Source organism: Bradyrhizobium sp. Cp5.3 (genome assembly GCF_000426265.1).
GTDB classification, from domain to species: domain Bacteria; phylum Pseudomonadota; class Alphaproteobacteria; order Rhizobiales; family Xanthobacteraceae; genus Bradyrhizobium; species Bradyrhizobium neotropicale.
Map to the genome: position 1 here is coordinate 57,305 of NZ_AUFA01000022.1, position 24,399 is coordinate 81,703.

Sequence of the window (24,399 nt, forward strand, 5' to 3'; positions counted from 1 at the left end):
TGCAATTCGACATATTGTGAGATCACGGATTTGCTCACATTAAGTAGCTCTCGGCCCAACGCGAAAATCGCCTGAACAAGCATTACCAAACTCCCCCGATCAATACTGATGGAAATAACGGATCTTCGTTTCTTTCTAGTAGCTTGCTGCGATGCAGCAAATCATTATTTTGGCATGGCCGATGTGCAAAATGAGGTGCATTGACGCGCAATGGACGGTGGCTGTTGCGCTTCCGGATTTGAGACGTCGTTTGCGACGGCAGATGGCTGATCACTTTGGGCACCTCGCCCGCAGAATCCTTTCGGATCCGCCCTCGATATCTCGCGATGGTGAAAGAATCCCATACCACCGGCAACAAAGATCTTCGGTCCAAAGCTGCGCTGGTCCTACCCGCATTTGTGTTATCTCACGGAGAGATCAGGGCTGCCTGGAACGACAGGAGGTGCATTGTCCTCTCTAAAGTTTGTCTGACTAACCGGGACACACGGCCTAATTGCCTTGAAGGGCCATCAACTTGAATTGTTTTACCGGAGCGTCTGCGGCCACGTTCTCTCCTGCCGAGCAGAGGCCCCAACAGAGCGGCCTCTACTCGTCCACCGTCTTGGCCGTTTAGCGATCGCGCGACGCTACAAATCCACCATCCCGCACCAGAACATCCAGTCGCTTCCGACCTCAATGTCGTATTTTCGGACGAAACTCAGCTTGCCGTCGTCGCCTATGCTGAAGACCGACAAGCCTGCGGGCACGGTCTTGATACCATCTCCCTCGCGAATATCGAGCGGCGCAACCGCTGCCGTTACCAGCATACGTCCGCTCGGATGGATGGAGAAAGTTCGACAATGAAAGGTTTGCGTGTCGATCGTCTGGATGAGCCTCGGCTCGCCACTCGTGGGATCGATCGAGAACACAGCGACCGTGTTTTCTCCATCGCCATGCACCTTGCGGCCAGCGAATTCGATTGTCCCGTCCGACCGGTTCGCGAGATACACAAATCGCCCGTTGGGATGCACGTGAATGGGACCAACGAACTGCACGGGCAGTCGCGCCTCGGGTTTTGCCGCGGTGTATTTCTCGTAGATCGGCTGCGGGCTGATACCTTCCTCGGTCACGCCATAGACCAGGAGCTGATTGTTTCGCTCCATTGATACAAACATCCACGGCTTGGTTGGATGAAAGTCGACGTGGCGTGGACCAAATCCAAGGCCATTGCCTTTCGTGACCGACGTTTCGTGCGAAAGCTGGCCTTCATAAAATCTGAAGACTTTGATCGCGCCAGGATCCTCTGGCTTGCTCGCGGTCGGATCATTGCCACGCGTCGGAAGCACAACTACTTTTCCTGAGGGCGAGACCCGAACCTGGTGCGCGTAGATGCCACCGTCAATAGTTTCGGACTGCTTAACCTCCGCTCCAATGGAACCATCGCCTTCGACGCCGTGGACCGTCAGGGTGGACGGTGCGTTGTAGGCGACGAGCAAATATTTCCCTGCTGGATCGAGCGTGATGTTCACCGGGCGATTGTTGAAAAAGACAGGCTCGCGAAAGCTCTTCAGACGCCCAGTCTGTTGATCGATCGCGTAGACGGCAACGCCGTGCCGATCGTCCGTCTTCGATGTAAAGCGGTTGCTGAACGAGACGTAAAGCAGCGGTTTCGATGGATGTTTCCAGACATACTGAACCGCTGCGGGTGCTTGAATCGCATCGACCTTCTGCAAGGTGAATTTGGTTTCGTCTACCTCGTAGAGGACGAGGTTCGCTCCGACGGCGACGTAGAAAACGGCGCGTTGGCCATTCTGGGCCCGAACGGCGCTGGTCGAAAGTCCGGCGGCGGCAACGAGCCCCACAAAGGTCCGGCGGGTCAGCGGCAGTGAATAAGTCATACGTCTTCTCCCGTTGGCTTTATTGGCCGTGCAGACGGTCGCGCTTCCTCAAGCACCTCGACTTTTTGGGCCAAGGAAAGCGGATCTCATTTCATGTGCCTTGCAGACTCCCAGCAAGCCAGGCGCGACGCTCCCGGCAAGATCCGGATAGCGGCGCAGGCCGCGCCAGAAGCATTGCCAATATTCACAACCGCGAGAATGCACTATTAGAGCAAGGCGGGAATTACTTTCATTCCAGCGAAATCCCACACTGCGGGATTCCACTGGAATGAAGGCGAATGTTCTCGCTGCGGCGCAGGCTCTTTGGAGGATTGAGAAAGGTCCGACATGGCATTGGAGATTTCGCGGAAGACTGGAGCGAAACTGAATACTGAGCGGATGTTGCGATCATCTCGCCTATGGAATCAGCGAAGTCCACTGACTTACCAATTGCTCGGCTCCTCGCAGAGCAAGTGCGCTAACTGTAAAGGTTGGATTGACCGCACCTTCGGTCGGGAACAGGCCGGGACCACCGATCCAGAGATTGGGAATGTCATGGGTCTGGCCATAGCCGTTGGTCACCGACGTTGACGCCGAGTTCCCCATGATGGTTCCGCCGTGAAAATGGATGCCCCCGGGATCGGTGTTGGACCAAGCCGATTTTGCTCCGGCTGCGGCCATGATCCGAAGACCCTCCTCGTTGACGTGACGCCAGAGGCTCATTGCATTTTCATCATAGGAATGGATGATGCGAGCCAACGGAATTCCGAACTCATCCTTTTGATCGGATAGCACGATGCGGTTGTCCGGATTGGGCAGCGCTTCGTTGAGACCCAACATCTTCGTTAGACCACGTGCCGCAACCTTCATGTGAGCATGGAGCTCCACCCCAAACAGCGCGCTGCGCGCATTGGCGAAACCGAGGATGTCGTTCGGCTTCTGCGCGAAGCCGACCTGCCACATGGTGCTACCGAACATGCCAGGCCGCGCATCCTTTGCGTATCCGTCCTGGGACATCAGCAGCCCGCCGGTGATACCCATGTGATTCTCGACGTACTCGTCAAAGAGCCCCCAGACGCCAGATCCCGCATGGGTCATCGCGTAACGCCCAAGCAAGCCGCTGGAATTGGCCAGCCCTGTCGGATGACGGTCATGCGCGGAGTTCAGAAGAATCCGCGGGTTCTGGACCACGAATGCTGCGAGCACAACGACCCGAGCGAGTTGAACCGTCCGCGTGCGATCCGCCCCGACATACTCGACGCCGACGGCCCGCTCGCCTCTGGCATCAAGCAGCACGCGGGTGACATAGCTGGATGATCGGATCTCGGCGCCGGCCGTGATCGCCTGAGGCAGAAACACCGAATTTGCGTTGCCGACCGCGCCGATGGGGCATCCGGCGTGACACCAGCCATCGTAAATGCAGGCGGACCGCCCCTTATAACTCTCGCTCAAGATGGCAGAGGGCAACGGCGCAACCCGCATACCGAGTTTGCGCATGCCCTCGGCGACGAGGTCGGCATGACGGAACGAGCGTAACGGGGGTAGCGGATAAGGCGCACCTGCCGGTCGCCAGATTTCGGCGACCGCGTCGCCCGCGATGCCGACCTCGGTCTGGATGCGGTCATAGAACGGCCGCAGGTCGTCATAGGAGAGCGGCCAGTCCAGCCCTCGATCGAACAGCGACTTCATACGGAAATCGACCGCCTGCAGCCGCGGCCAGTTAGCGAAATGATGGACGGTGGAGCCTCCAACCTGCCAGCCGGAGTTGAAGTTATGACCGTAACGATTCTTGCCTTCTGCGAGAACCGGCGCACCACCCCATTTCAGCCGGCGGCCCCAGATCTGTGAACTGATCCATTGATCTTCACTACGATCAGGCCCATGCTCGAGGATGAGCACCTTCTTGCCATGCTTCGCCAGTGTCGCTCCGAAAATGGAACCGGCTGCACCGCTACCGACGATGACCGCGTCAACCAAGTCGAGAGTAGCCATGTCAGCCTGCCCCGTTTGATGTGAAGCTAGTCGACGATCCCGCCCCAATGGCCGAGAATGTACTCGACGCTGCGTAACGCCAATGCATGCACTGTGAAGGTTGGATGGACCGCTCCTTCGGTAGGAAACAGTCCCGCACCCGCAACAAAGAGGTTTGCTAGATCATGCAAACGGCCGTAACTGTCGGTCACCGATGAGGTCGGATCATTGCCCATGGGCGTGCCGCCGGCGACATGAGAGACGTTTGGCGTGGGCCCGGCCCAGATGTCTACTGCGCTTGTCTGCTTGAGTGCCCGCAGTCCCTCATCGCGAGCGAATTCGAACAACCTAATCGCGCTACCGTCGAACCCATGAATGACCCGCGCCATGAGCAGACCGAATTTGTCCTTCTTGTCGGACAACAGCACTCGGTTTTCCGGGTTCGGCACCTCTTCGCAAACCGCCTGCACCTTGCCGACACCTCGGGCCGCCTTGCGCATAAAATCATGTAGCGGTTGGCCGAAAATTGCACCACGTGAGTTTGCGAAACCCAGGACGTCGTTCGGCTTCTGCGCGATGCCAATCGTCCAGGTATAACTGCCGAAGATCCCATCGCGGCCGCCTTTGCCGTAACCGTCCTGTGACATCAGCAGAGCTGCCGAAAGGCCGAGATAGTTTTCCACGTCCTCATCGAACATGGCCCAGACGTTCGCCCCCGCATGGGCCATGATTGACCGGCCGAGCAGGTCGTTCGAGTTGCCGATGCCCGCTGGATGCTTGTCGGTGGCTGAGTTGAACAGGATGCGGGGGTTCTCGACGACGAAGGCGGCGAGGACGACTAGCTTTGCCCGCTGCTCGCGTCGCAAGCCGTCGTGGTCGTAGTATTCAACCCCGACGGCGCGTTCCTGCCGCGCGTCCAGCAGCACGCGCGCCACGTAGCACGACGACCGGATTTCAACACCGGCCTTCGCCGCGACCGGCAGATACGTCACCAGTGGATTAGCCAAAGCACCTATCGGGCAGCCCGCCTCACACCAGCCGTCATAGACGCAAGCAGCGCGACCATCGCGCTCCACGGTGTTGATCGCGACCGGCATCGGCGCTGTACGGATCCCGATCCTATGAAAGCCATCAGCCATCAGATCGGCATGTTTGAACGTCCGCGTCGGTGGCATCGGGTAAGGCGCGCCCTCGGGACGCCAGACCTCGGATTTCGCGTCACCTGAAAGGCCGACTTCCTGTTGGATCCGGTCGTAGTACGGCTGCAGTTCCGCATAGTCGATGGGCCAGTCGACTCCCCGCCCGTAGAGCGACTTCATCCGGAAATCCTCGGGATGCAGCCTGGGCCAGTTGCCGAACTGATGCAGCGCGGCTCCGCCGACCCCCCAGCCGGCATTGTAGGCGAAGCCAAGGGGATGACGGCCTTCCAAGGCCATTGGCACCCCACCCCATTTCAAGCGACGCGCCCAGATCTGCGAACTGACGAGATCGCTCAACGCAAAAGCGGGCCCCTGTTCCAGGACGACCACCCGTTTGCCGGCAGTGCCCAGTTTGGCAGCCATCAGCATCGCAGCCGCTCCGCCGCCGACGATAAGCACGTCGGACATTTCCGCGCCCGGCATGGCGTTCACCACTTCGCGGTCGGAGGAATGTGGGGCATGTAGGGAATACCCAGCTTCTCGAACCCCTCCTCCGTCCCATATACGACATCTACCGCGTCGTTTCGCACCACGTAGTAGAAGAAGGGTGACGGTGGTCCGGTCCAGCCTTCGGGCGTGCGCTGGCGCATCTGGTCAACGAAGGTAATCTTCACGTCGTCCGGAAGGCGCGCGAACGGCAGGCCATGCGATCTCGAGGTAGCTTCGTCCAGCGCTTTCAAGCCCGCTCGATAGAAGTTGGCGAACGGTGGGGCGACGTTGACAAGCCGGGCCAGCAGCAATGCCTCGCCAGGTGGAACGCCGAGCTGATGGTCGACGAAATAGGCGATGCCTGCTTCTTTTGCACCGGGCAGTAGAGTATCCCCAAACGCCTCCAAGGCACTACGCTCGTCGGCAGTAAGAACGTTCAGCGGAACATCCCGTGCCCGCGCCTGCCTTGGCGAAAGCACGAGTTCGGCACCGTCGAGAACGAAAACGAGCCCGCTTAATGCGGCTCCCTTGAGTACAACGCGACGATTGCTTCCCAAAGACATCCGCTCCCCCTGAAACGGCACACTTTACAGAGCAGGGCCGTATTGCGAAAGTTGCGCGAGCTCTTAGACGACGGTGCTAGGATCGTTCATCCTCAATTATATTGCGAAGAACGCCGATTCCCTCGACCTCGATCTCGCAGACGTCACCTGCCTTCATCCACACTGGGTTCGGCTTTTGCGCCTGTCCCACCCCGGACGGCGTGCCGGTCAGAATGATGTCTCCGGGCTCAAGCGTGATGGCCTTGGTGACATACACGAGCGTCTCTGCCAGCGGAAACATCAGATTCTCAGTGTTGTCTGACTGCATGACCTTGCCGTTCAAGCGGCTCTGGATCTTCAGACCTGCGCCTCCGCGAGGCAATTCGTCACTCGAGATGAACCATGGCCCGATGCTGCCTGAGCGATCGAAGTTCTTGCCGATCGTCCACTGAGTGGTGTGACGCTGGAAATCTCGGATCGATCCATCATTCGCGATCGAATATCCGACGATACAATCGAGTGCGTTGCTGATGGTAAGATGACGGGCTCGCGTTCCGACCACCGCTACCATTTCTGCCTCGTAGTCGAATTGCTCCGATGCGAGCGGCCGAATGATCGACGCGTTATGCGGCACAAACGACGACAGAACGCGGAAGAATAGCGATGGCCATTTCGGGACGTTGTCGGCGTGGCGCCCCTCTTTCACGTGATCCATGTAGTTCAGCCCGAGGCAGAGAATCTTGCCTGGTCGCGCCACGGGCAATCCGTATTTCACCTGCTCGATCGAGCGTCGGGCGGACGCTGGCGCTCGCTTCGCGAGGGCACGAAGCGGTTCTAGATCGCCGTTCTGCTGCCGGAGCCAATCCCCGAGGTCATTAGGAACGGCAGGATCCACGGCTTGCAAATCGATAACATTGTCGCCATCGGCTACTCCGAGGCGCTCGCTGTTGTTGAATGTGAAACTAACGATCTTCATGACATAACCCTCGACACGTAGAAAAGCCGGAGCCGCCGCTCCGCGCCAACGTTCTAATGACGGCCAGCTTCTGCCCAGGGCATGAGAATGCGCTCGGCGACGACGACCATGGCGAACAGGAGGATGCCGAGCACGCTCAGCCAAACCAGCGCAGCCCAGGCGAGCGCACTGTCGAGTTGTGAGTTCGCTGTCAGAAGCAGATTGCCGAGCCCGTTCAAGGAGCCCACAAACTCGCCAATGATCGCCCCGACAACGGCGAGTGTTACGGCTACTTTTGCGCCTGCGAAAATAAACGGTAGTGCCGCCGGGAACTGCACCTTGAGAAACACCTGCAAGGGCGACGCTCGCAAGGACCGCGCGAGTTCCAAGAGTCCCGGCGGAGTCGCTCGCATCCCTGCGGCTGTATCAACCACGATCGGAAAAAATGCCACTAGGAATGCGATTACGAGTTTCGACTGCAAACCAAGCCCGAACCAAACAAGGATAATGGGAGCAACCGCAACCTTCGGGATTGATTGCGTTGCGACAAGAATGGGGTACAGCATCAGGTTCAGTACCCGAGAGCTGGCTACGCAGACAGCGACTGGAATTCCAATGGCTACGGCCAAGCCAAAACCCAGCAGGCTTTCAAGCAACGTCGGCCAGCATTCCTTAAGAAGAATGGGCCAGTTGTTCAACGAGGCGGCCGCAATGTCGATAGGCCCCGGGAGCACGATACGACTTATTCCGAAGGTCGAGACATAAAGCTGCCAGGCGACCAGAATGACGACAACCCCGAGCATCGGATATAGTGCGTTTATTAAACCCCGAGTCATCATCGCGTAATACCGAGCGCGCGGCCCGCCCTATGCTCGAGTTCAGTGAATTCAGCTGAATACCGCACTTCAGGCGAGCGCGGATAGGCGAGCTCCACCGCAATGTAGTCGGCAATTACTGCCGGTCGCTTGCTGAAGACGATCACGACGTCGGAGATATAAACGGCCTCACTGATGCTGTGAGTCACGAACATCACGGTTGCACCAGTCTTGGCGCGGATGTCCAACAGCAGATCCTGCATTTCCATCCGCGTCAGCTCGTCCAGAGCGCCAAAGGGCTCATCCATCAACAGAAGGTTTGGCTTGTGGATCAGAGCCCGACACAAGGCGACACGCTGCTGCATGCCGCCGGACAACTGGGTCGGATAGGACTGCTCGAAACCAGAAAGGCCAACGAGGCCGAGCAACTCCGCCGCACGCGCGACGGCTGCTTCGTCGCGCCGCCCATGGATTTCCATCGGAAACAGGACGTTGTCGAGAATAGTGCGCCATGGCATCAAATTCGCCTGTTGGAACACGACGCCGAAATCCGGATGCGGGCCGGTTACATCGACACCATTGATCTGGACGACACCGCTGCTTGCGGGGATCAAACCAGCAACGATCTTAAGGAATGTCGTTTTTCCGCAGCCGCTCGGACCGAGCAGAGTTATCAGATCGCCAGCCTTCATGTCGAAGGTGATGTCTTCGATGGCAACGAGCTCTGGCTGCCCCCGACGAGCAAAGCGCTGCCTAACGCGATCGAAGTGCCCGAATTGAGCCTCGGATGGTGCAGGCTGCTGACCGTTCACCTTGGGGTGCAGATGAAGCAGAGTTGCACCCGTCATGGCATCACCGGCGGATTCGGCAGGAAACCGGTCGCGTAGACGTCCTGGGGCGCGGGCGCTTTGCCGCTCACGCCCACATACTTCACAACGAAGTCGAGGTTCTTCGCCATAATCGCAGGATCAAATGAGCCGAGCCCATTCTTTTTCGTATCAGCGGTGACGGCGAGGTCTCGGACGATATTGATTTCCGCGACGATGGTATCCGGCTTCAGACTCGCAACATATTTGATCTCGTCCGCGGCCGCCTTTTCCGGATTCTCGATCGCGAACTTCCAGCCTCGCAATGCGGCGCGAACGAATCCCTTCGCGACATCTGGCTGCCTGGTGATGAAATCTTCAGTGGCCACGATGGCGTTTGAATAGAGGTCGAGACCATGATCGGCCAGCAACAGTGTACGAAGCTCAGCTTTTGCCTCTTTGGCACCAGCCTCCAACCCGGGCTTCGACATGACGAAGAATTCAATCGCCGGGACTTGGCCAGATAGGAGCGATGACGCACGGGCGGGCGGAGCCACGTTGCTGATGACGAGCTTGCTGGGATCAAGCCCCTGCTGAGCCATAAAGCCTTGAATTATCTTTGGCGTAAAACTGCCCGCTCCGCTACCGAGCGCTAGGCCCTCGAGCTGCCTTGGCTCCGTTACGTTGGCTCCCGCAGCAAGACTAAAGATAGCGTAAGGCGCTCTCCCGTAGTTCACGGCAAGCACCTTAATCTTGGAGCCGCCGCCCCGCGCGATCACCACACTGGGAACGTCCACAAATCCCAGATTTGCAGTTCCTGACTCAACCGCCTGGATTGCCTGCGCAGTCCCCTGCGCCGGAATGATCGTAACGTCGAGCCCCTCGTCTTTGAAATACCCCTCAGCCAGCGCTGCGTACCAAGGCGCGTGGCGCCCCAACGGAATGAAGTCGAGCGAGAAGATTACCTTCGTTGGCGCCGCGGATTGCTGGGCCAGCGTCGCTTCCGGCAACGCCACGCAGGACAGAGCGACGCCCACGACAAATCGAGACCACAGGCTCATTACGCCCTCCGTCCAACAGCTGACCGGACAATCCTGCCACCAAGATAAACGACACGTCAACAGATTTTCGATAAAATGATTGCTCTTCGGTAATTGAGCTGATATTGGATTATTGCCTTCAATCTTGAAAATGCCCAGGAGCCCGAATGCGCTCGCCGGCCACGACCCCCGACAACGCTCAAACGTTGAACGCCTCCGTTCTTGCCCAGATGCGCGCCGATATTCTTGGCTGCCGTTTGGCGCCTAGTGAGCGGCTGCGGGTCGAGTCTCTCCGGGAGCGGTATGGGATGGGTACGAGCCCCATTCGCGAAGCACTGATGCGTCTTGAAGCGGAAGGGCTCGTCGACCTCGAGCAAAACAAGGGCTTTCGAGTCTCAGACGTCTCGTTGGAAAATCTGCGCGATGTAATGAACACGCGGATTGAGATCGAGAGCGTTGCGCTCCGCTGGTCTCTTGAACGAGGGGGGCTCGATTGGGAAGCCAATCTCCTGAGCTCGTTTCACCGGCTTTCGCGCCAAACCAAGATCAATCCGTCCAGGCCGGATGCAATCAGTGACGCCTGGTGGAAAGAGCATGCGGACTTTCATAGCGCGCTCGTTTCCGGCTGTGGGTCCCCGACCTTGCTTTCGATTCGCTCCCGCCTATTCGAGCAGGCGGAGCGATATGTCGTTCTCTCCATCCTTTCCAAGGGACCGATGCGCGACGACGTCGACGAACACAAGCAACTCATGCGCGCCGCCGTGGACCGCGACGTCGAAAGAGCAATCGAGCTCAATCGCATGCACATCAGCCGCACACTGCAAAAGGTCGCCGCATCTTTGGTCGATGGAAAGAAGGCGGCGAGTGCGCGCCGCCCCGAGAAGCGCTCTCTAAAGTGAACGCCGGGCGCTCTCCAATAGTGAGTTGACAATGGTATCGAATACGCCCGTTTCCATCCCGGCCGAAAAGCTCGCCAAACTAATTGCCGAACTCTTCGTTGCTGCGGGTCTGTCGCAGCAAGCCGCAAACACGGTCGCAGATGGTTTGGTTGAGGCAGATATTCAGGGCCTCAACTCGCACGGTGTCATGCTTGTCGAAATGTACATTGAACGGCTCCGGAAGGGGGCCGTTACTCGCGTTGAACTTGCTGAGGTATCATCGAGCCGTCAGGCCGCCACGGTGCTCGATGCCGCCAACGCGCTCGGCCATCTTACGGGCGATCAGGCGATGTCGATTGCTGTCGACAAGGCACGGGAGTTCGCCGCAGGCATCGTTGCTGTTCGGCACGGCTTTCACTTCGGCACCGCAGGACGATACGCGCTGAGCGCAGCAAATGCCGGGTGCATAGGCATCGCCATGTGCAACACTCGCCCCCTGATGCCTGCGCCGGGCGGTGCAGAAAGGATTGTCGGCAATAATCCCATCGCGATAGCGCTGCCGACCGCAGGGGAGATCCCGATTGTCTTGGACATGGCGACCAGCGAAGCGGCCATGGGCAAGATTCGGATGGCGGAGAAGGCCAAGGCAGACATTCCGTCCACATGGGCCGTGACCAACGAAGGTGTGCCGACAACAAACCCCACCGAAGCGATCGCTGGCATGCTGTTGCCGTCTGGTGGCCCCAAGGGCTTTGGTCTGTCCTTCATGATCGACCTGCTTTGCGGACTGCTGTCGGGAGGCGCAATCGGCTCGCAGGTACGACCATTGTATGGCGACCTTAGCGTCCCCTACGATTGCTCTCACCTCTTCATCGCCATTGACGTTGCCCATTTCTGCGATGTCGCAGACTTCCGACAACGTGCTGCGGCAGCAGCGGAGCAGGTTCGCGCCGGACGACGAGCACCAGGTGTCGAGCAATTGTTCACGCCGGGAGAACCTGAATGGCGCAAGCGACAGTATTCGAATGGCACCGTTCGGCTCGAGGCGGCCGTGGTGCAAACTCTGCACCGCTTGTCAGCGGAGCTGGGCGTTACGGCAAGCCCTCTCAATAACCAGTGAAGGACAACATGGCCAAAACTCAGGTCACCAGCCCGAAGCTCCGTCAGCCGAATGGCGTGTTCTCGCATGCGACGGCAATAGAGGCGACCGGCCGCTTTGTTTTTATCTCCGGCATGACCTCGCGCCGCCCCGACGGCAGCATTGCCGGGATTGGCGACATTACAGCCCAAACCAAACAGGTCTGCGAGAACTTGAAAGCAGCGGTCGAAGCTGCTGGTGGCACGCTCGATGATATCTGCCGTGTCGACGTCTATGTTCGCAACATGGAACATTTCGACGCCATCCACAAGGTACGGGCGGAATACTTCAAGGCTCCCCTGCCCGCATCCACCATGGTGGAAATCAACAAAATGACGTCACCTGACTACCTGATCGAGATCAATGCAATAGCTGTTCTTCCGACCAAGTAAGAGCGACAAGATGGACGACAAATTCGGTATCAAGGCCGCTGCAGATCGCAACATTCGCCTCGGACACGTTGGCGACAAGGTCCTGTTCGAGAACGAGCATATTCGCATGTGGGAGGTTCGCCTCGAACCAGGCCAGACAATCGATTTTCACATCCACTATCACCCCTACCTTGTTGTCTCGCTCGGGGGTGGAGAAAACGAGATCGAGACAATATTCGGGAAGAAGATAACGACGCAGGAGCCGGCCGGTTCGTTTGCTTTCATTGATGAGATGCGCCCGGTGCATCGGCTCACCAACAAATCAGAGGCGACATACTTGTCGAGGCTGATCGAACTCAAGTCGGTGACATGGACAGTCGCACCTTGACATAATGCGCATGGGGCGAGATCGAATGAACTCGACGGGCAGGCTCGGCGGTTGGGATGTTCACACGCACCTCTTACCGCCTGCGGTGATCGATGCTGGCGAGAAGCAGCTCTACGGGATGAGGGCTGCGCCGAACGTGTTGCACATTTGCGCGCATGGCGTCCCGATACATCCACTGGCCGACGTCAATGCGTTGGTCGACCGGATTGGGCGTGATGGACTGGATGGAGCCCTCGTTTCCGTCCCTCCCCCATTGTTCCGACCGGACCTCAATCTGGCAGACCATTCGAGCTACACTCGGCTCATAAATGACAGTCTGCTATCTGCCTGCCACGGACAGCGACCAACGCTGCGCCCGTTCGCGTATCTTCCGATCGAGAATCCCGAGCTTGCCGTCAAGACGGCGCAGCAGTTGGGGGCGGACTGGGCAGGCGTCGTCGCGGGAACGGAGCTTGGCCCGCTGTCCTATGCATCCGATCGCTATGATCAGTTATGGCACGTATTGAGCGATTCAAAGCTCCCCCTATTTATCCACCCCGGATCCTCGCCCGACAAGCGGCTTGACGCATTCTACCTCAGCAATCTGCTTGGCAACGCGATGGAGACGACGATAGCCGCAGCCAATCTGATTTTTGCCGGCGTGATGCATCGTTTCCCAGGACTAAGGATCATTTTGGCGCACGGCGGGGGCTGCGTAGCGGCACTCTGCGGGCGGTGGCAGCAGGGCGTTGCGACCAATCGGCCGGGCTTGCCGAAACTGGACCTGCATCCTCTCGAGGCGGTACGGAAGTTCTATGTCGATAGCCTGGTTCACTCGCCGGCATTCTTACGAACAATCGTCGAAATCATCGGCGATGACCGAATTCTCCTGGGCAGCGACTGGCCGTTCCCAATGGGCGCATCGACGGCGGACGGCGACCTCGGTGTGCTCGATGCCACGTTGAAGCTGAAGATCCGGAAAACCAATGCGGAGATCGTTTTCGGCCCGAGGCTTTCGGCCGGCCGTTAGCCGCCAAATTCGACTTTAACTTCGATACGACAAACACATGAGGCACACGATGAACCTCCCTGCAGGGGCACCAAATCTGGAAGAAATCCTGATTCAGTCAGAGAGCGTCGATTGGCGTGAGAAATCCCTGAAGGGGGTTCACGAGAAAATGCTCTGGCGAAACGAAGAGTCCGGCGCATCGATCGCGCTGATCAAGTTTGAAAAGGGAGCCGGCATTCCTCAACCGCATCTCCACGCGTCTAATCAGTTCATGTTCTGCCTGCGAGGCAGGTATGAATACACGTCAACTGGCGTCGTCCTTACGCCGGGCTGCTTCTATTGCAATCCTAAGGGCAATGTGCACGGGCCGGCCATCGCACATGAGGAAACCGTGGTGATCGAGATTTACGATGGACCGCACTACCCGCAGAAGCCCGACTGGTACACCGACGAGCGAGACGCCCATTGATGGCGATTGCACGAGCGCAAGTGCGCGGTACACTTTGGTTGCTGATGGCGGCGTGCCTTACGCCGCTAGTGATCTGCCAGGCGTCCGCGGATGATTTTCCCGCTCACGTCGTCACCATTGTGTCGCCCTATCAAGCGGGCGGCACGAATGATCTCATCGCCCGAATACTGGCGCAAAAGCTGAGCGCACGTTGGGGGCGCAGTGTCGTCGTCGAGAACCGCCCGGGCGCCAACGGCGGAATTGGGGTAGCAGCGGTCGCGCGTGCCGCTCCCGATGGACATACGCTATTGGCGATCGCTTCCAGCGCTTTGACAATCAATCCCGCGCTATATCCGAAACTTCCCTACAAAGTTGATCGCGATCTCGCACCGATTTCCCAAACAGGAAGTGTCCCGAACGTTCTGGTCGTAAATCCGGACGTGGATGCAACGGGCGTTCAAGCCCTAATCGCTCTTGCCAAGGCCACCCCCGGGAAGCTCGCTTATGCGTCACAGGGTAATGGCTCAAACGGACATGCCACTGGCGAACTCTTCAAGCAGCGCGCGCAAATCGAACTGCTTCATGTCCCCTACAAGGGCAGCGCGCCCGCAATACAGGATTTGCTGGGTAGCCAAGTACAATTGATGTTCGACAACCTGCCATCGGTTCTGCCGTTGATAAAATCCGGCCGACTTCGCGCGCTCGCAGTGACCTCCGCGGAACGAAGCCGCCTTCTCCCGGATACCCCGACAATGGCAGAATCAGGTCTCCCTGGTTTCGATAGCAGCGCCTGGTTCGCCCTGCTCGCACCTCGGCAGACGCCGGAAGCGGTGCGAGCGGAGATCGAGCGTGCTACAGTCGACGTCCTGAACGCTCCGGATACTCGCGAACGGTTTGATGCGATCGGCATCGATATCGCCCCGACCGGCTCGGTCGCGCTAACAAAACGCATCGAGATGGAATCTCGAATGTGGAGTGATGTTGTCGCGAAGGCTGGCATAAGCATTGATTGAAGCCAACACGAGCAGAAGCAACCGCCTTCTACGCTCGGGCCGGAAATGACTATTCGTGACCACTTAAGGCTGACGACAGTCTCATATCGTGAGAATCTGGACGACATGACTGGTCTAGTGCGTTAGCTGCACTTATGCGGTCTGCGAATAGGCGGCGGGGTCGTAGTGTAGGTGTCCGAAACCACAGGCCACGCGGTGAATGGTTGATGCGCGCCCTCTCGCGATCAGCTCTCAATTTGGAGCTTGGTTATGAGGGGCTACAAGTCGCGGATACCTAACATTCCGGCGCCCAATTTCGGGATTGTCCGCCCCGTTGGATACGGAGAGCATTTTGTATATCGTCAAGAGTGCAAGGTCGTCGAAGTACATGTGCCTGCAGACAATTCGGAAGGTATGCTCGTGAAGGGTATGGAATCGGTCCGCTACTCGCCCACCGCCTTGCGCGCCTTTGCGTCGGGGCTATTCTGCGCGGCCGGCATGGATGTCGAGAAGGCCGAGGCGGTCGCTGATATCCTCGTCGAAGCCGATATGCTTGGGCACGACACCCACGGGTTGGAATTGGCCGCACGATACCTGAGCGAGATCGAGGTCGGCAGCATGTCATTGGTTGGCGAACCGGAGACTATTTCTGATCGCGGTGCTGCGATTGCATGGAACGGTCGGCGGCTACCGGGACCATGGCTCATGCAACGTGCGCTTGAGACGGCATTCGCGCGAGTCGAACAACACGGTGTCATCAGTCTTGCGATTGGCAACGGGCACCATATTGGGTGTCAGGCTGCCTATTTACAACGAGCGGCACTGCGCGGAATGGTGCTCTGTATCTTCTCGTCCGGGCCGGGTGTGGCCACAGTTGCGCCCTTCGGCGGCACCCGCGCAGCCCTCTCGCCTGCGCCATTCGCCATCAGCATTCCGACCGGTCGCGATCCGGTGATGATCGATGTTAGCGCCTCTATCACCACCAACAATATGGCCATGCGGCTCGCAAAAGAGGGCCGGAGATTCGACGAGTCCTGGCTCATGGACGCGGAAGGCAACTTTACGAATGACCCTACCGTGATTGAACGAGGTGGCACGATATTGCCCGCAGGCGGTCGCGATCACGGTCAAAAGGGTTACAGTTGGGCTCTCGCGGCCGAAGCCCTGAGCCAAGGTCTATCCGGCTATGGTCGCGCGGACGGACCCAAGGGGATGCTGAACTCGGTGTTCCTTCAGCTGATCGCTCCCTCCGCCTTTGCCGGACTCCATGCGTTCACCCACCAGACGGATGCCATTGCGAGGAGCTGCAGCACCAGTCCCGCCCGGCCAGGTATGGGCAACGTAAGGCTCCCCGGCGAAGCGGCACTACGTCGTCGCGAGGCGGCGAAACGAGACGGCTTGCAATTGAGGACCAGCACCGTGGACACCCTTCGCGCATTGGCCACCAAACTAGATGTGACCATGCCGCAATCGCTCGGCGAATGATGACGGGTTCGCGACGCTGCTATCGGTGTAAGAGGGATCGGCACCACCAGCCCGCCGAGCACGATCCACCGGAGCTCTTTGTTGAAGGTGACCAGACTTGCCGAGAACAGTGGTTATTTCCGGAGCCGGGAGAGGAATAGGCCTGGCGCTTGCTCGCCTCTATGCAGAAGCTGGCGATACGGTCGTTGCCGGAGTTCGCAATCCGGCTTCTGCGAAGGCGTTGGAAGCATTATCGGCCGGCTGGCGGGTGCAAGTCGAAAGCCTCGATGTCGCATGCCCGGAATCAGTGGCGGACTTTAGTCATAGGCTCAATGGCGCCCCGGTTGACATCTTGATCAATAACGCGGGGGATTTGGGTGGCGACCACCAGTCGCTTCTTGATATGGACTACGAAGCTTGGCGTAACGTTCTTGAGGTCAATACGATCGCACCGTTCCGCTTGGCGACATCGCTGTTGCCGAACCTTGAACGATCTTCATGCCCGAAGATCGTCACACTCACGAGCCAGATGGGTTCTCTCAATCGCCGAAGCATGGGGTCCTACGCTTATAGCAGCTCAAAGGCAGCAGCGAACAAAGTGATGCAAGTCATGGCAGTGGAGCTTGAGAGCCGCGGCATCATTGTCTGCCCGATACACCCTGGCTGGGTCAGCACCGACATGGGCGGGCCCCAAGCGGACATCTCTGTCGAAGATAGCGCTGAGGGCATTCACCAGGTTGTCGATCGACTGGATATCTCAAAATCGGGTCGCTTCTGGAAATGGGACGGCACTGAGCACCCCTGGTGAGGTCCCCGAAGGGTATCCTCCGCTGGCGGCTATGGGCAGGCCGCCTTTGCGGTGACGATGCATCGGCGGCAAAGACGGGCTAGACGGCTCAGCGCGTGTTCGAGTGCAGCTTTCAGTGACTTCGTCCACATCACAGCTCGAAAAAGAGCCAACGCTTCCCTCCAAATAGGTGGTCGGTGATTTGTGAGGCGTTCCTATGCATACTGGCCGTATTTCATATCGGTCATTTTGCATCGAACTCCCACAACAGACCACCATTGGCTCCTCAGTTCTTCAGCCTGTTGAATGCCGCGTCCAATTCGTTAGATGCCCTCGACAGGGCTGCTCGATGCGTCTCAAGCCAGCTCTGGTCGGCTGTAAGCTGCTCTTCTTGGGCAGCGAGCATGCGCGCGACTTCCGTTGGTTGCGGGCCGCCGAGGCCACGGCTGGAGCGAACCATGTTCTCAGGCGTCAAGGTTTCCCGGAAGCGGGCTTCGGAGAACGGAAAGGCAGCCTCTTCACCAAGTAGGCCCTTGGTCGATTGCGCAAAGATTCTCTTTACGTCTTCGTACGGCAATTCGGACACCCGAAGGCGGTGACCACGTCCGAAATTAACGAGATCGGATGCAAAATGGTGGCCGACGCGGAACGGGACGTTGGCTTCTCGCTGCAGCACGTCGGCCAGCTCGGTCGTGGTGGCATAGTCGCCATTCACCTCCTCGAGCGCGCGACCGGCATCGAAGCGCAGGGTTCGAACCAGCTTCGCCATGGCAGCCTGTAGCTGCGTGGCCTCTCGCAGGGCATTGTTTGCAGCATCGCCGCGATATTCGATAACACCCGGCCCGATATTGTGCGCCAGCATGACCGCGATTTGGGCCAGCCCCAAAGTCCGAGTGGCCTGCTCGCGGGCGAGCAACATCGGGAACGGATTCCGCTTTTGCGGCATGATGCTGCTCGGGGTCGTCTCGCTGGGCGCCAGCAGGAACCACGGCCGGATCTGCCGATATTGGTCCAGGAGGTCTGCCATCAGCGCACCGCTGGTTATCGCGGAGGCGGTTGCCAGTCCTGCGACCTCGACGTCGAGATCGAATGGCGAGACATGGTTCGCATCGAAAGAGTTCTCGATCGGACCGTCAAAGCCAAGGAGAGTGGCGAGCTGCCGGCGATCGATGGGGAAGCTCGATGTGCCGACCGCGGCGGCTCCGAGCGGCGAGAGATTGAGACGTGCGTAGCTTTCCCTGATCCGCTGGGCCTGCCGCTCGAGCGCCCCCAAATAACCCGAGACGTAATGACCCAGCGTAATCGGTTGCGCCTGTACCCCCATCGTGAAGGCCGGCATGATGGCGTCTGGCCCGGTCCGGGCGAGGTTCAGCAGGGCGGCGCGGTAATCGTTCAGGCTCGCCGCACTCTCAAGGTATGTTTCTCGCAGCACGATCCGTTGCCACGTGGAATACATGTCCTGACGACTGCGGCCCGAGTGCAGCCGAGTGACGTCGGGCCCTCCGGCCGCTATCAGCATGGGTTCGACCCGCAGGTAGTCATCAGGGCGGGATGCACCTGGTTGCTCGCCGTCATGGATCACCTTCGCTACGGCTGCGGCAATCTTGCGTCCCAGATCCCGCTCCACGATCTTGGTATCGACAACCATGACCGCCGAGGCCTTGTTCATCTCGCCGATCCAGTAGAAGCCGTCATGGACCGGTTGGGCGTAGGCCCCTGAGACCTTGAGCAGGATTGTGATGGCCATAGCTCGCCCGAAATGACGCCAATTCATGAATTCTTCTCCAAAGTTTCGAATGTCATGACGGTCGTACAGCCGCTCGAGCGTATTGTCGTTATCATGCGTCGGCGTTCCCACGAACGCGGTGCAGATCGGAACAGCGGGTCACAAGCTTCGAAGGCACCGACACAAGCGAATCTTACCTTCCGATCATCAGCACTATCGTGGCCATGAACATGGTGACCCCGATGGCAGGGACCACGATCCAAAAAGCCTCATTCCTCATTTCGAAGCATTCGCGGACGCCTTGCCAATTCGACAGCGAGTGGGCGAGCCCTGCGGTTGCGGCCCCAGCATTGCTTCAATGCGCGATGCGATCTCTAGCAAGCGCCTGTCCGAATTCCTGCGACCGACAAGCATCAGCCCGATGGGAAGACTATCGACCGGCAGGGGCAGCGAAACAGAGGGGCAGTCCAGCATGTTGGCGACGCGAGGATTGCGCAGCACGAGCCCGTTGTACTCATGAAACGTCGCGTCCTCCTCGACCGACGACAGAAGCGGCGCGCGGATCGGCGTCGTCGGCAGGACGGAAACCTCGTTGTTGCCAAAGGACTGTTCAAAGAACTGGATCGCGGCTTTCCGGAGACGCACCATGCGCACATAGTCGGTTCCGAGGATAGCGGCGCCGGCTTCGATGCGAACGCGGGTTTTCGGATCGACCCCATCTAGGCTCGACAGCCCGAGACCACGCAGCGTCGCGCCGACCTCGATGGAGGGAAACGTGCCGATCCGGTCGATTCCCGCGACACGATCGAGAGACGCTTCGATCGATCCATCCTCGATCCGCAAACCACCAGACCGAAGCCGCTCTATGGCATCCTCGAACGCATCAAGCACCTCAGGCTCGCAGCGATCAAACAGGCGCCCGCGAGCGACGATGAGGCGGAACGTGCCAGGCGGAGCACTCCGCAGCCGCGACGGCGTACTCTGCCCCGAGAGCACCTGATCAGCTATGAAGCAATCGGCGACGTTCGAGCCGATCGGACCGATCGTATCGAGACTTGACGACAGCGAGAACGCGCCCACGTTCGGCACAAATCCGCTTGTGGGTTTAAAGCCGACCGCGCCCGACAACGCCGCCGGGATTCTAATCGAACCGCCAGTATCGCTGCCGATGGCGATATCTGCGATGCCATTGATCACCGACACCACGGCGCCCGATGACGAGCCTCCTGGGGCGCGGAGAGGGTCTCGTGGATTCCCCGGCGTGCCATCATGCGGATTCGTGCCGAGCGCAGAGAAGGCAAACTCGGTCATCTGCGTCTTGCCGATGACGATGGCGCCCGCGGCCCGCAACAGTTTCACGACTTCAGCATCTTCGACGGCCGGCGGCAGGCGGCGCAGGACCGCAGAGCCGGCGCTCGTCACCGTGCCCGCGACATCGAACAGCGCCTTCACGGAAACGATGCGGCCATCAAGCGGGCCGCGAGGGCTGCCTGCAGCGGCGCGTCGATCTGCGGCCTCGGCCTCCCACCGGGCGCTGTCCGCGAATACACCCGTGAAGACATTCTTCGCTTCCAGCAGCCGGATCCGTGCCAGTGCCGTCTCGAGGCGTGCAACGGCAGATTGGTTGGGTCGACCGTTCATTGCTGTCATGAACACCGTTTTGCGAGGCGGGATCAGGACACGACTGGCAGCACGTCGACGTCGTAAGCGTGCGTCAGCTTGCGTCCGAGCACGGGATCGCTCAGCTCCATTTCAAAGCGCGTCCCCGGCCGAATGCCGCCGATCGCACCTGGCGTGCCGCAAAACATCAACGTGCCGGCCGCCAGCGTGCCTGAGCCGGTGTGGCGGCGGATGAGATCGCGCGGCGTCCTCAGCGAGGACACCGGGCTGTCCTGGTAGAGGACCCGCTGGCCATCGATCGTTGCCCACGAGCGAAGAACCAACTCGTCCCAATGATTTTCGACGCTGCCATACGACCAGAGCTGCGGCCCGACCGGCTTGCCGCAGAGCTGCTTCGAAAGGGCGATGCCCGATGCTTCCGCCTTGCGGTCCGTATGGTCTGATCCGATGCCGACCCAGAGCCCGTCGGCCATGGCCACGATGACCGGCTCGACCTCGCCGGAACTGTCCGGGCCGAGCACGGTCAGGCGGTTTTCCTGGGTGAGTGTTTGAGCCGCGACGCGGTAGTAGAGCGGCGTCGTCGAGGGACGCGGAATGCCGAGCGCGGCGAGTTCCTCGATATGGTGCTCAATCGCCGCGGCGTCCCTGCCCGCCCAGCCGGCGATGATGAGAGAGTGGATCTCGACGCCGACCCGGTCCGTCCGGTCATTTGCGAGGCGCTCAAATTGCAGCAACATGGGATTCCCTATCCTTGATCGATGTGGCCAGGACTTCGCCGCGCTCGATCTGCAGGGTCCTGTCTGCGATCCGGTCGAGCAGCGTCGGCGAAGACTCGGTGATCAGCATGGCGAGCTCCGGCCGGTGCTTGCGCAACTCGCCGAGCGTGCGCGCATAGTCGAGCGCGAGGGCCGGCGCCAGGCCCTGGAACGGCTCGTCGAGCAACAGGGCCCTGCGGGCGACCGTCAGCGCACGGCCGAGCGCGACCATTTTGCCCTGCCCCCCGGAAACGCCGCCGGCAGGCCTGGAGCGCATCACGTGCAACTCGGGCAACAACTGATAGATCTCGTCGAGCCTGCGTGCAATTTCGATGCGGTCAAGCTTCAGCGCCAGCGCCGGAAGGCGGATATTTTCTTCCACGCTCAATTCCGGAATCAATCGGCGATCTTCCGGCGCATAGCCGATGCCGTCCCGGGCGCGGGTGTAGGAGGGCCTGCTGCCGAGATCGTCAGCATCGAGGCGGATCGTACCTTCGTCATGTGCGATGAGACCCATGATCGCACGCAGCGTCGTGGTCTTTCCGGCACCGTTGCGGCCGATCAACACGGTCGTCGTTCGCGCGAAGATCTCGCAACTGACGCCGCGCAGCACGCGGACGCCTTCGATCGAGACGCTGACCTTGTCGAGACTGAGCATCAGGCCACCCCCACGACACGCTGGCGAACTTGCGCGTTGCTAAACACCTCGTCGGGCCGCCCCTCGGCCATGATGTTACCGGCATTCCATACCAGCACACGGCTCGCATAACGCGCGACTACGTCCATGTCGTGCTCGACGAAGAGCGCCGTGATGCGGCGCTGGCGCAGCGCGCTCATCAACGCCTCCATCAGCGGGAAACGTTCGAGCGCACTCACGCCACTGGTTGGCTCGTCCAGCAGCAAAAGCCGCGGCTTGAGCGCCAAGGCGACGGCGATATCCAGCAGCTTGCGATGCCCCTCCGGCAGCGTGCTGCTGATCCGGTCGGCGTCGTCCGCGAGCCCGACCAAGTCGAGCAGCGCCTCGGCTTCCGCGCGGCGCGCCGGGGTATCGAGTGGCCGGATCGCGCTCCACAGGCCGTCCGTTGCGGCGAGAGCCAGCATCATATTGTCGATCACGCGCTGCGCGGAAAACAGCTGCGGAATTTGGAACGCCCGCGCGACGCCCCGGCGCGCGATGGCGCGCGGCGACAGGCGCGTGATATCGCAGCCGTCGAGCAGCACGCTGCCCGATCCCGGGCGAATGTAACCTGTGCAGATGTTGAGCAGCGTCGTCTTACCCGATCCGTTCGGACCGATGATCGCCAGGAACTCGCCGTCGTGGACCATGATGCTCACGCCGTCGGCGGCCTTGACTCCATTGAATGCGACGTGGAGGCCCCTCGCTTCCAGGATGGGACGCGTCATAGGCTCGACGCCTCCTTGCGTGAGAACAGTCCGTAGAACCCCTGCGGCAGGAACATGATCACGACGATCAGCGTCATGCCCACGATCAAATTCCAGGAATCCGTGACGGTCACCGCTGCGCTGTGCAGCAACTCCAAGAACAGGGCGCCGACGAACGCGCCGGGCACGCCGCCGATGCCGCCGAGCACGGCGATGAGCACGAGGTGACCGGAAGCAGTCCAGAACGCAAAATCCGGGACCACGCGGCCGATCGCAAAGCCGGCGATTGCGCCGCCAAGACCCGCCAGCGCCGCCGAGATGACATAGGCGATCAGCAGCACAGCCCAGACCGGAATTCCCAGATATTCGAGCCGGATCTCGTTGGAGTGAACGGCCGAGAGCGCGTGACCCAGCGGGCTGTTCAGATAGCGCTGGACCGCAAGACCGACGAGCAGCATCAGGACCAGGCTGAGGTAGAACAGCACGCTCTTGAACAGCGGCTCGCCAAGCACGATGCCGAACACCGCCGGAATCGGCACCGGCATGCCGTCCGTGCCACCAGTGACGCCATAGAGCTTGGCACACAGCGCGTAGAACACCATGGACACCGCGAGGTTCAGCATCGCGAAGAAGATCGCGCGATACCGAACGAGGAACAGTCCGGCGATCGCGCTGACCAGTGCGGCGACCAATACCGAGAGGATCAGGAGCAGGCCAAGGTCGTTGATGCCGGCCCGCGCCAGGAACGCGACCCCATAGGCGCTCGCGGCAAAGAACATCGCATGACCGATCGAGATCAGACCGGCGCGGAGCAGCACAGCGACTCCGAGCGCTGCGAACCCCTTGGCGATCGCAAGCGTCAGCACGAATTGCAGCCAAGGGGCGGCGACAGGCAGCATAGCAAGTATGAGTACCGCTAAAGCGGCGACAATCGTTCGCATCATATCCTCCGCGCGGTCATCGACCCGAACAGGCCGTAAGGGCGGATCAAAAGCACGACAAGCATTGCCGCATATGGCGCAACGGCATCCAGCGACGGCACGAGATAAATCGCGAGCACGCGCGCCACACCGACGATCAGCGAGGCCACCGCGGCGCCCTCGATCTGCCCGAGGCCTCCGATCGCCGCCACCGCAAAGGCGAGCACCATCGTGTCGGCACCGAGCCCCGGGGCGATGCCCGACGTCGGCGTCGCCAGCGCTCCTCCCAGTGCCGCCAGGAACACGCCGAGCGAGAACGCCAGGATGAAGATCCGGTTGGTATCGATGCCGATCGACTGCGCCATTTCACGGTCGGTCACGACGGCCGTGATCAGGCGCCCAAGCCGGGTGTGGTTGATCAGGAGCCGCAGGCCGATGACGACCAGAAGTGCCATTCCGATCAATAGGATCTGATAGTTGAGATAGACGACACCACCGATATTCAACGTGCCAAGCAGCCGCATCGGCGCGTCTTCGTAAAAGGATTGCACGCCGAAGATCATGCGCTGGAGATCCTCCAGCATGAGGAACAGCCCGAACGTGATCAGGATCTGTACGGCTTCCGACTTGCCGTAGGTCCAGCGGACCAGGCTGCGCTCGATCAGCGGACCGAACAGGGCCGCGACGAACACGGCGCTGAACAGCAGCGCCGCGAACGACAGGTACGGGTTGAGCTGCCTGCTCGCGATGAACAGGCAGATCGAAGCTGCGACATAGCCGCCGATCGAGTAGAGGCTGCCATGGGCGACGTTGAGGACGCGCAGCACGCTGAAGACCAGCGTCAGGCCAACTGCCGCGAAGAAGATCAACGCGGCGCTGGCGAGACTGTCCAGCAGCAAGGGGATGATTGCATTCGACATCGGATTAC

The 24,399-nt window shown here is 59.8% G+C and carries 24 protein-coding genes; 9 read left to right on the top strand and 15 right to left on the bottom strand.

What is annotated here, in order from left to right; all coding sequences use genetic code 11:
• Window positions 1–626: 626 nt before the first annotated feature.
• The 8 genes from K289_RS45095 to K289_RS0126080 all read right to left on the bottom strand — a co-directional run bounded on the left by K289_RS45095 (window position 627) and on the right by K289_RS0126080 (window position 9,634).
• Complete coding sequence (locus K289_RS45095; RefSeq protein WP_051310809.1) at window positions 627–1,877, bottom strand: beta-propeller fold lactonase family protein; 1,251 nt, start codon at window positions 1,875–1,877, stop codon at window positions 627–629.
• A 396-nt stretch (window positions 1,878–2,273) separates the two neighbouring features.
• Window positions 2,274–3,848 (bottom strand): GMC family oxidoreductase, encoded by a 1,575-nt coding sequence (locus K289_RS0126050; RefSeq protein WP_027554225.1) that lies wholly within the window; start codon window positions 3,846–3,848, stop codon window positions 2,274–2,276.
• 26 nt (window positions 3,849–3,874) lie between these two features.
• On the bottom strand, window positions 3,875–5,449 hold the full coding sequence (locus tag K289_RS0126055; RefSeq protein WP_027554226.1) for a GMC family oxidoreductase: 1,575 nt from the start codon (window positions 5,447–5,449) through the stop codon (window positions 3,875–3,877).
• Between the two features lie 5 nt (window positions 5,450–5,454).
• Complete coding sequence (locus tag K289_RS0126060; RefSeq protein WP_027554227.1) at window positions 5,455–6,018, bottom strand: gluconate 2-dehydrogenase subunit 3 family protein; 564 nt, start codon at window positions 6,016–6,018, stop codon at window positions 5,455–5,457.
• A 76-nt stretch (window positions 6,019–6,094) separates the two neighbouring features.
• Window positions 6,095–6,973: a fumarylacetoacetate hydrolase family protein gene (locus tag K289_RS0126065; RefSeq protein ID WP_027554228.1), complete on the bottom strand. Its 879-nt coding sequence runs from the start codon at window positions 6,971–6,973 to the stop codon at window positions 6,095–6,097.
• A 53-nt stretch (window positions 6,974–7,026) separates the two neighbouring features.
• Window positions 7,027–7,755: an ABC transporter permease gene (locus K289_RS0126070; protein ID WP_245283996.1), complete on the bottom strand. Its 729-nt coding sequence runs from the start codon at window positions 7,753–7,755 to the stop codon at window positions 7,027–7,029.
• A gap of 32 nt (window positions 7,756–7,787) precedes the next feature.
• Window positions 7,788–8,615 carry an ABC transporter ATP-binding protein gene (locus K289_RS0126075; protein WP_063614182.1) on the bottom strand — a complete coding sequence of 276 codons (828 nt, stop codon included), beginning with the start codon at window positions 8,613–8,615 and terminating at the stop codon, window positions 7,788–7,790.
• Window positions 8,612–9,634, bottom strand: a complete 1,023-nt coding sequence (locus K289_RS0126080) for an ABC transporter substrate-binding protein (protein WP_027554231.1) — start codon at window positions 9,632–9,634, stop codon at window positions 8,612–8,614. Before K289_RS0126080 ends, K289_RS0126075 begins: the two co-directional genes overlap by 4 nt.
• 146 nt (window positions 9,635–9,780) lie before the next feature.
• Here K289_RS0126080 and K289_RS0126085 point away from each other — a divergent pair, with 146 nt between their 5' ends.
• From K289_RS0126085 to K289_RS0126125, 9 genes are all read left to right on the top strand, one after another.
• On the top strand, window positions 9,781–10,512 hold the full coding sequence (locus K289_RS0126085; protein ID WP_027554232.1) for a GntR family transcriptional regulator: 732 nt from the start codon (window positions 9,781–9,783) through the stop codon (window positions 10,510–10,512).
• A gap of 31 nt (window positions 10,513–10,543) precedes the next feature.
• On the top strand, window positions 10,544–11,611 hold the full coding sequence (locus K289_RS45100; RefSeq protein WP_035685780.1) for an Ldh family oxidoreductase: 1,068 nt from the start codon (window positions 10,544–10,546) through the stop codon (window positions 11,609–11,611).
• A gap of 8 nt (window positions 11,612–11,619) precedes the next feature.
• On the top strand, window positions 11,620–12,021 hold the full coding sequence (locus K289_RS0126095) for a RidA family protein (protein ID WP_027554233.1): 402 nt from the start codon (window positions 11,620–11,622) through the stop codon (window positions 12,019–12,021).
• A gap of 10 nt (window positions 12,022–12,031) precedes the next feature.
• The gene (locus tag K289_RS0126100) at window positions 12,032–12,388 is read left to right on the top strand and encodes a hypothetical protein (RefSeq protein ID WP_051310814.1); all 357 of its coding nucleotides are present in this window, start codon (window positions 12,032–12,034) and stop codon (window positions 12,386–12,388) included.
• A 25-nt stretch (window positions 12,389–12,413) separates the two neighbouring features.
• Window positions 12,414–13,397 (top strand): amidohydrolase family protein, encoded by a 984-nt coding sequence (locus K289_RS45105; protein WP_051310816.1) that lies wholly within the window; start codon window positions 12,414–12,416, stop codon window positions 13,395–13,397.
• 49 nt (window positions 13,398–13,446) lie between these two features.
• Window positions 13,447–13,845 (top strand): cupin domain-containing protein, encoded by a 399-nt coding sequence (locus K289_RS0126110; RefSeq protein WP_027554235.1) that lies wholly within the window; start codon window positions 13,447–13,449, stop codon window positions 13,843–13,845.
• Window positions 13,845–14,837 carry a tripartite tricarboxylate transporter substrate binding protein gene (locus tag K289_RS0126115; protein WP_027554236.1) on the top strand — a complete coding sequence of 331 codons (993 nt, stop codon included), beginning with the start codon at window positions 13,845–13,847 and terminating at the stop codon, window positions 14,835–14,837. The genes K289_RS0126110 and K289_RS0126115 overlap by 1 nt, the downstream gene beginning before the upstream one ends.
• Before the next feature lie 249 nt (window positions 14,838–15,086).
• On the top strand, window positions 15,087–16,301 hold the full coding sequence (locus K289_RS0126120) for an Ldh family oxidoreductase (RefSeq protein ID WP_245283997.1): 1,215 nt from the start codon (window positions 15,087–15,089) through the stop codon (window positions 16,299–16,301).
• 97 nt (window positions 16,302–16,398) lie between these two features.
• On the top strand, window positions 16,399–17,088 hold the full coding sequence (locus K289_RS0126125) for an SDR family oxidoreductase (protein ID WP_027554238.1): 690 nt from the start codon (window positions 16,399–16,401) through the stop codon (window positions 17,086–17,088).
• A gap of 265 nt (window positions 17,089–17,353) precedes the next feature.
• Here the strand turns inward: K289_RS0126125 and K289_RS45110 are convergent, their stop codons facing one another.
• The 7 genes from K289_RS45110 to K289_RS0126165 form a co-directional block, all read right to left on the bottom strand.
• Window positions 17,354–18,925 (bottom strand): lyase family protein, encoded by a 1,572-nt coding sequence (locus tag K289_RS45110; protein WP_245283998.1) that lies wholly within the window; start codon window positions 18,923–18,925, stop codon window positions 17,354–17,356.
• 144 nt (window positions 18,926–19,069) lie between these two features.
• Entirely contained in the window at window positions 19,070–20,443 is a 1,374-nt protein-coding gene (locus K289_RS45115) for an amidase family protein (protein WP_084788711.1), read from the bottom strand.
• A 23-nt stretch (window positions 20,444–20,466) separates the two neighbouring features.
• Window positions 20,467–21,150, bottom strand: a complete 684-nt coding sequence (locus K289_RS0126145) for a DUF2848 domain-containing protein (RefSeq protein ID WP_027554239.1) — start codon at window positions 21,148–21,150, stop codon at window positions 20,467–20,469.
• Window positions 21,134–21,826 carry an ABC transporter ATP-binding protein gene (locus K289_RS0126150; RefSeq protein WP_027554240.1) on the bottom strand — a complete coding sequence of 231 codons (693 nt, stop codon included), beginning with the start codon at window positions 21,824–21,826 and terminating at the stop codon, window positions 21,134–21,136. Before K289_RS0126150 ends, K289_RS0126145 begins: the two co-directional genes overlap by 17 nt.
• Entirely contained in the window at window positions 21,826–22,572 is a 747-nt protein-coding gene (locus K289_RS0126155) for an ABC transporter ATP-binding protein (protein WP_027554241.1), read from the bottom strand. The genes K289_RS0126150 and K289_RS0126155 overlap by 1 nt, the downstream gene beginning before the upstream one ends.
• The gene (locus K289_RS0126160; protein WP_027554242.1) at window positions 22,569–23,492 is read right to left on the bottom strand and encodes a branched-chain amino acid ABC transporter permease; all 924 of its coding nucleotides are present in this window, start codon (window positions 23,490–23,492) and stop codon (window positions 22,569–22,571) included. Before K289_RS0126160 ends, K289_RS0126155 begins: the two co-directional genes overlap by 4 nt.
• On the bottom strand, window positions 23,492–24,391 hold the full coding sequence (locus K289_RS0126165; RefSeq protein WP_027554243.1) for a branched-chain amino acid ABC transporter permease: 900 nt from the start codon (window positions 24,389–24,391) through the stop codon (window positions 23,492–23,494). Before K289_RS0126165 ends, K289_RS0126160 begins: the two co-directional genes overlap by 1 nt.
• Between the last annotated feature and the right edge of the window lie 8 nt (window positions 24,392–24,399).

Coding starts and splice junctions, on each gene's coding strand:
- K289_RS45095 (WP_051310809.1), bottom strand. CDS start 1,877: ATGACTTATTCACTGCCGCTGACCCGCCGGACCTTTGTGGGGCTCGTT.
- K289_RS0126050 (WP_027554225.1), bottom strand. CDS start 3,848: ATGGCTACTCTCGACTTGGTTGACGCGGTCATCGTCGGTAGCGGTGCA.
- K289_RS0126055 (WP_027554226.1), bottom strand. CDS start 5,449: ATGCCGGGCGCGGAAATGTCCGACGTGCTTATCGTCGGCGGCGGAGCG.
- K289_RS0126060 (WP_027554227.1), bottom strand. CDS start 6,018: ATGTCTTTGGGAAGCAATCGTCGCGTTGTACTCAAGGGAGCCGCATTA.
- K289_RS0126065 (WP_027554228.1), bottom strand. CDS start 6,973: ATGAAGATCGTTAGTTTCACATTCAACAACAGCGAGCGCCTCGGAGTA.
- K289_RS0126070 (WP_245283996.1), bottom strand. CDS start 7,755: ATGCTCGGGGTTGTCGTCATTCTGGTCGCCTGGCAGCTTTATGTCTCG.
- K289_RS0126075 (WP_063614182.1), bottom strand. CDS start 8,615: ATGACGGGTGCAACTCTGCTTCATCTGCACCCCAAGGTGAACGGTCAG.
- K289_RS0126080 (WP_027554231.1), bottom strand. CDS start 9,634: ATGAGCCTGTGGTCTCGATTTGTCGTGGGCGTCGCTCTGTCCTGCGTG.
- K289_RS0126085 (WP_027554232.1), top strand. CDS start 9,781: ATGCGCTCGCCGGCCACGACCCCCGACAACGCTCAAACGTTGAACGCC.
- K289_RS45100 (WP_035685780.1), top strand. CDS start 10,544: ATGGTATCGAATACGCCCGTTTCCATCCCGGCCGAAAAGCTCGCCAAA.
- K289_RS0126095 (WP_027554233.1), top strand. CDS start 11,620: ATGGCCAAAACTCAGGTCACCAGCCCGAAGCTCCGTCAGCCGAATGGC.
- K289_RS0126100 (WP_051310814.1), top strand. CDS start 12,032: ATGGACGACAAATTCGGTATCAAGGCCGCTGCAGATCGCAACATTCGC.
- K289_RS45105 (WP_051310816.1), top strand. CDS start 12,414: ATGAACTCGACGGGCAGGCTCGGCGGTTGGGATGTTCACACGCACCTC.
- K289_RS0126110 (WP_027554235.1), top strand. CDS start 13,447: ATGAACCTCCCTGCAGGGGCACCAAATCTGGAAGAAATCCTGATTCAG.
- K289_RS0126115 (WP_027554236.1), top strand. CDS start 13,845: ATGGCGATTGCACGAGCGCAAGTGCGCGGTACACTTTGGTTGCTGATG.
- K289_RS0126120 (WP_245283997.1), top strand. CDS start 15,087: ATGAGGGGCTACAAGTCGCGGATACCTAACATTCCGGCGCCCAATTTC.
- K289_RS45115 (WP_084788711.1), bottom strand. CDS start 20,443: ATGACAGCAATGAACGGTCGACCCAACCAATCTGCCGTTGCACGCCTC.
- K289_RS0126145 (WP_027554239.1), bottom strand. CDS start 21,150: ATGTTGCTGCAATTTGAGCGCCTCGCAAATGACCGGACGGACCGGGTC.
- K289_RS0126150 (WP_027554240.1), bottom strand. CDS start 21,826: ATGCTCAGTCTCGACAAGGTCAGCGTCTCGATCGAAGGCGTCCGCGTG.
- K289_RS0126155 (WP_027554241.1), bottom strand. CDS start 22,572: ATGACGCGTCCCATCCTGGAAGCGAGGGGCCTCCACGTCGCATTCAAT.
- K289_RS0126160 (WP_027554242.1), bottom strand. CDS start 23,492: ATGCGAACGATTGTCGCCGCTTTAGCGGTACTCATACTTGCTATGCTG.
- K289_RS0126165 (WP_027554243.1), bottom strand. CDS start 24,391: ATGTCGAATGCAATCATCCCCTTGCTGCTGGACAGTCTCGCCAGCGCC.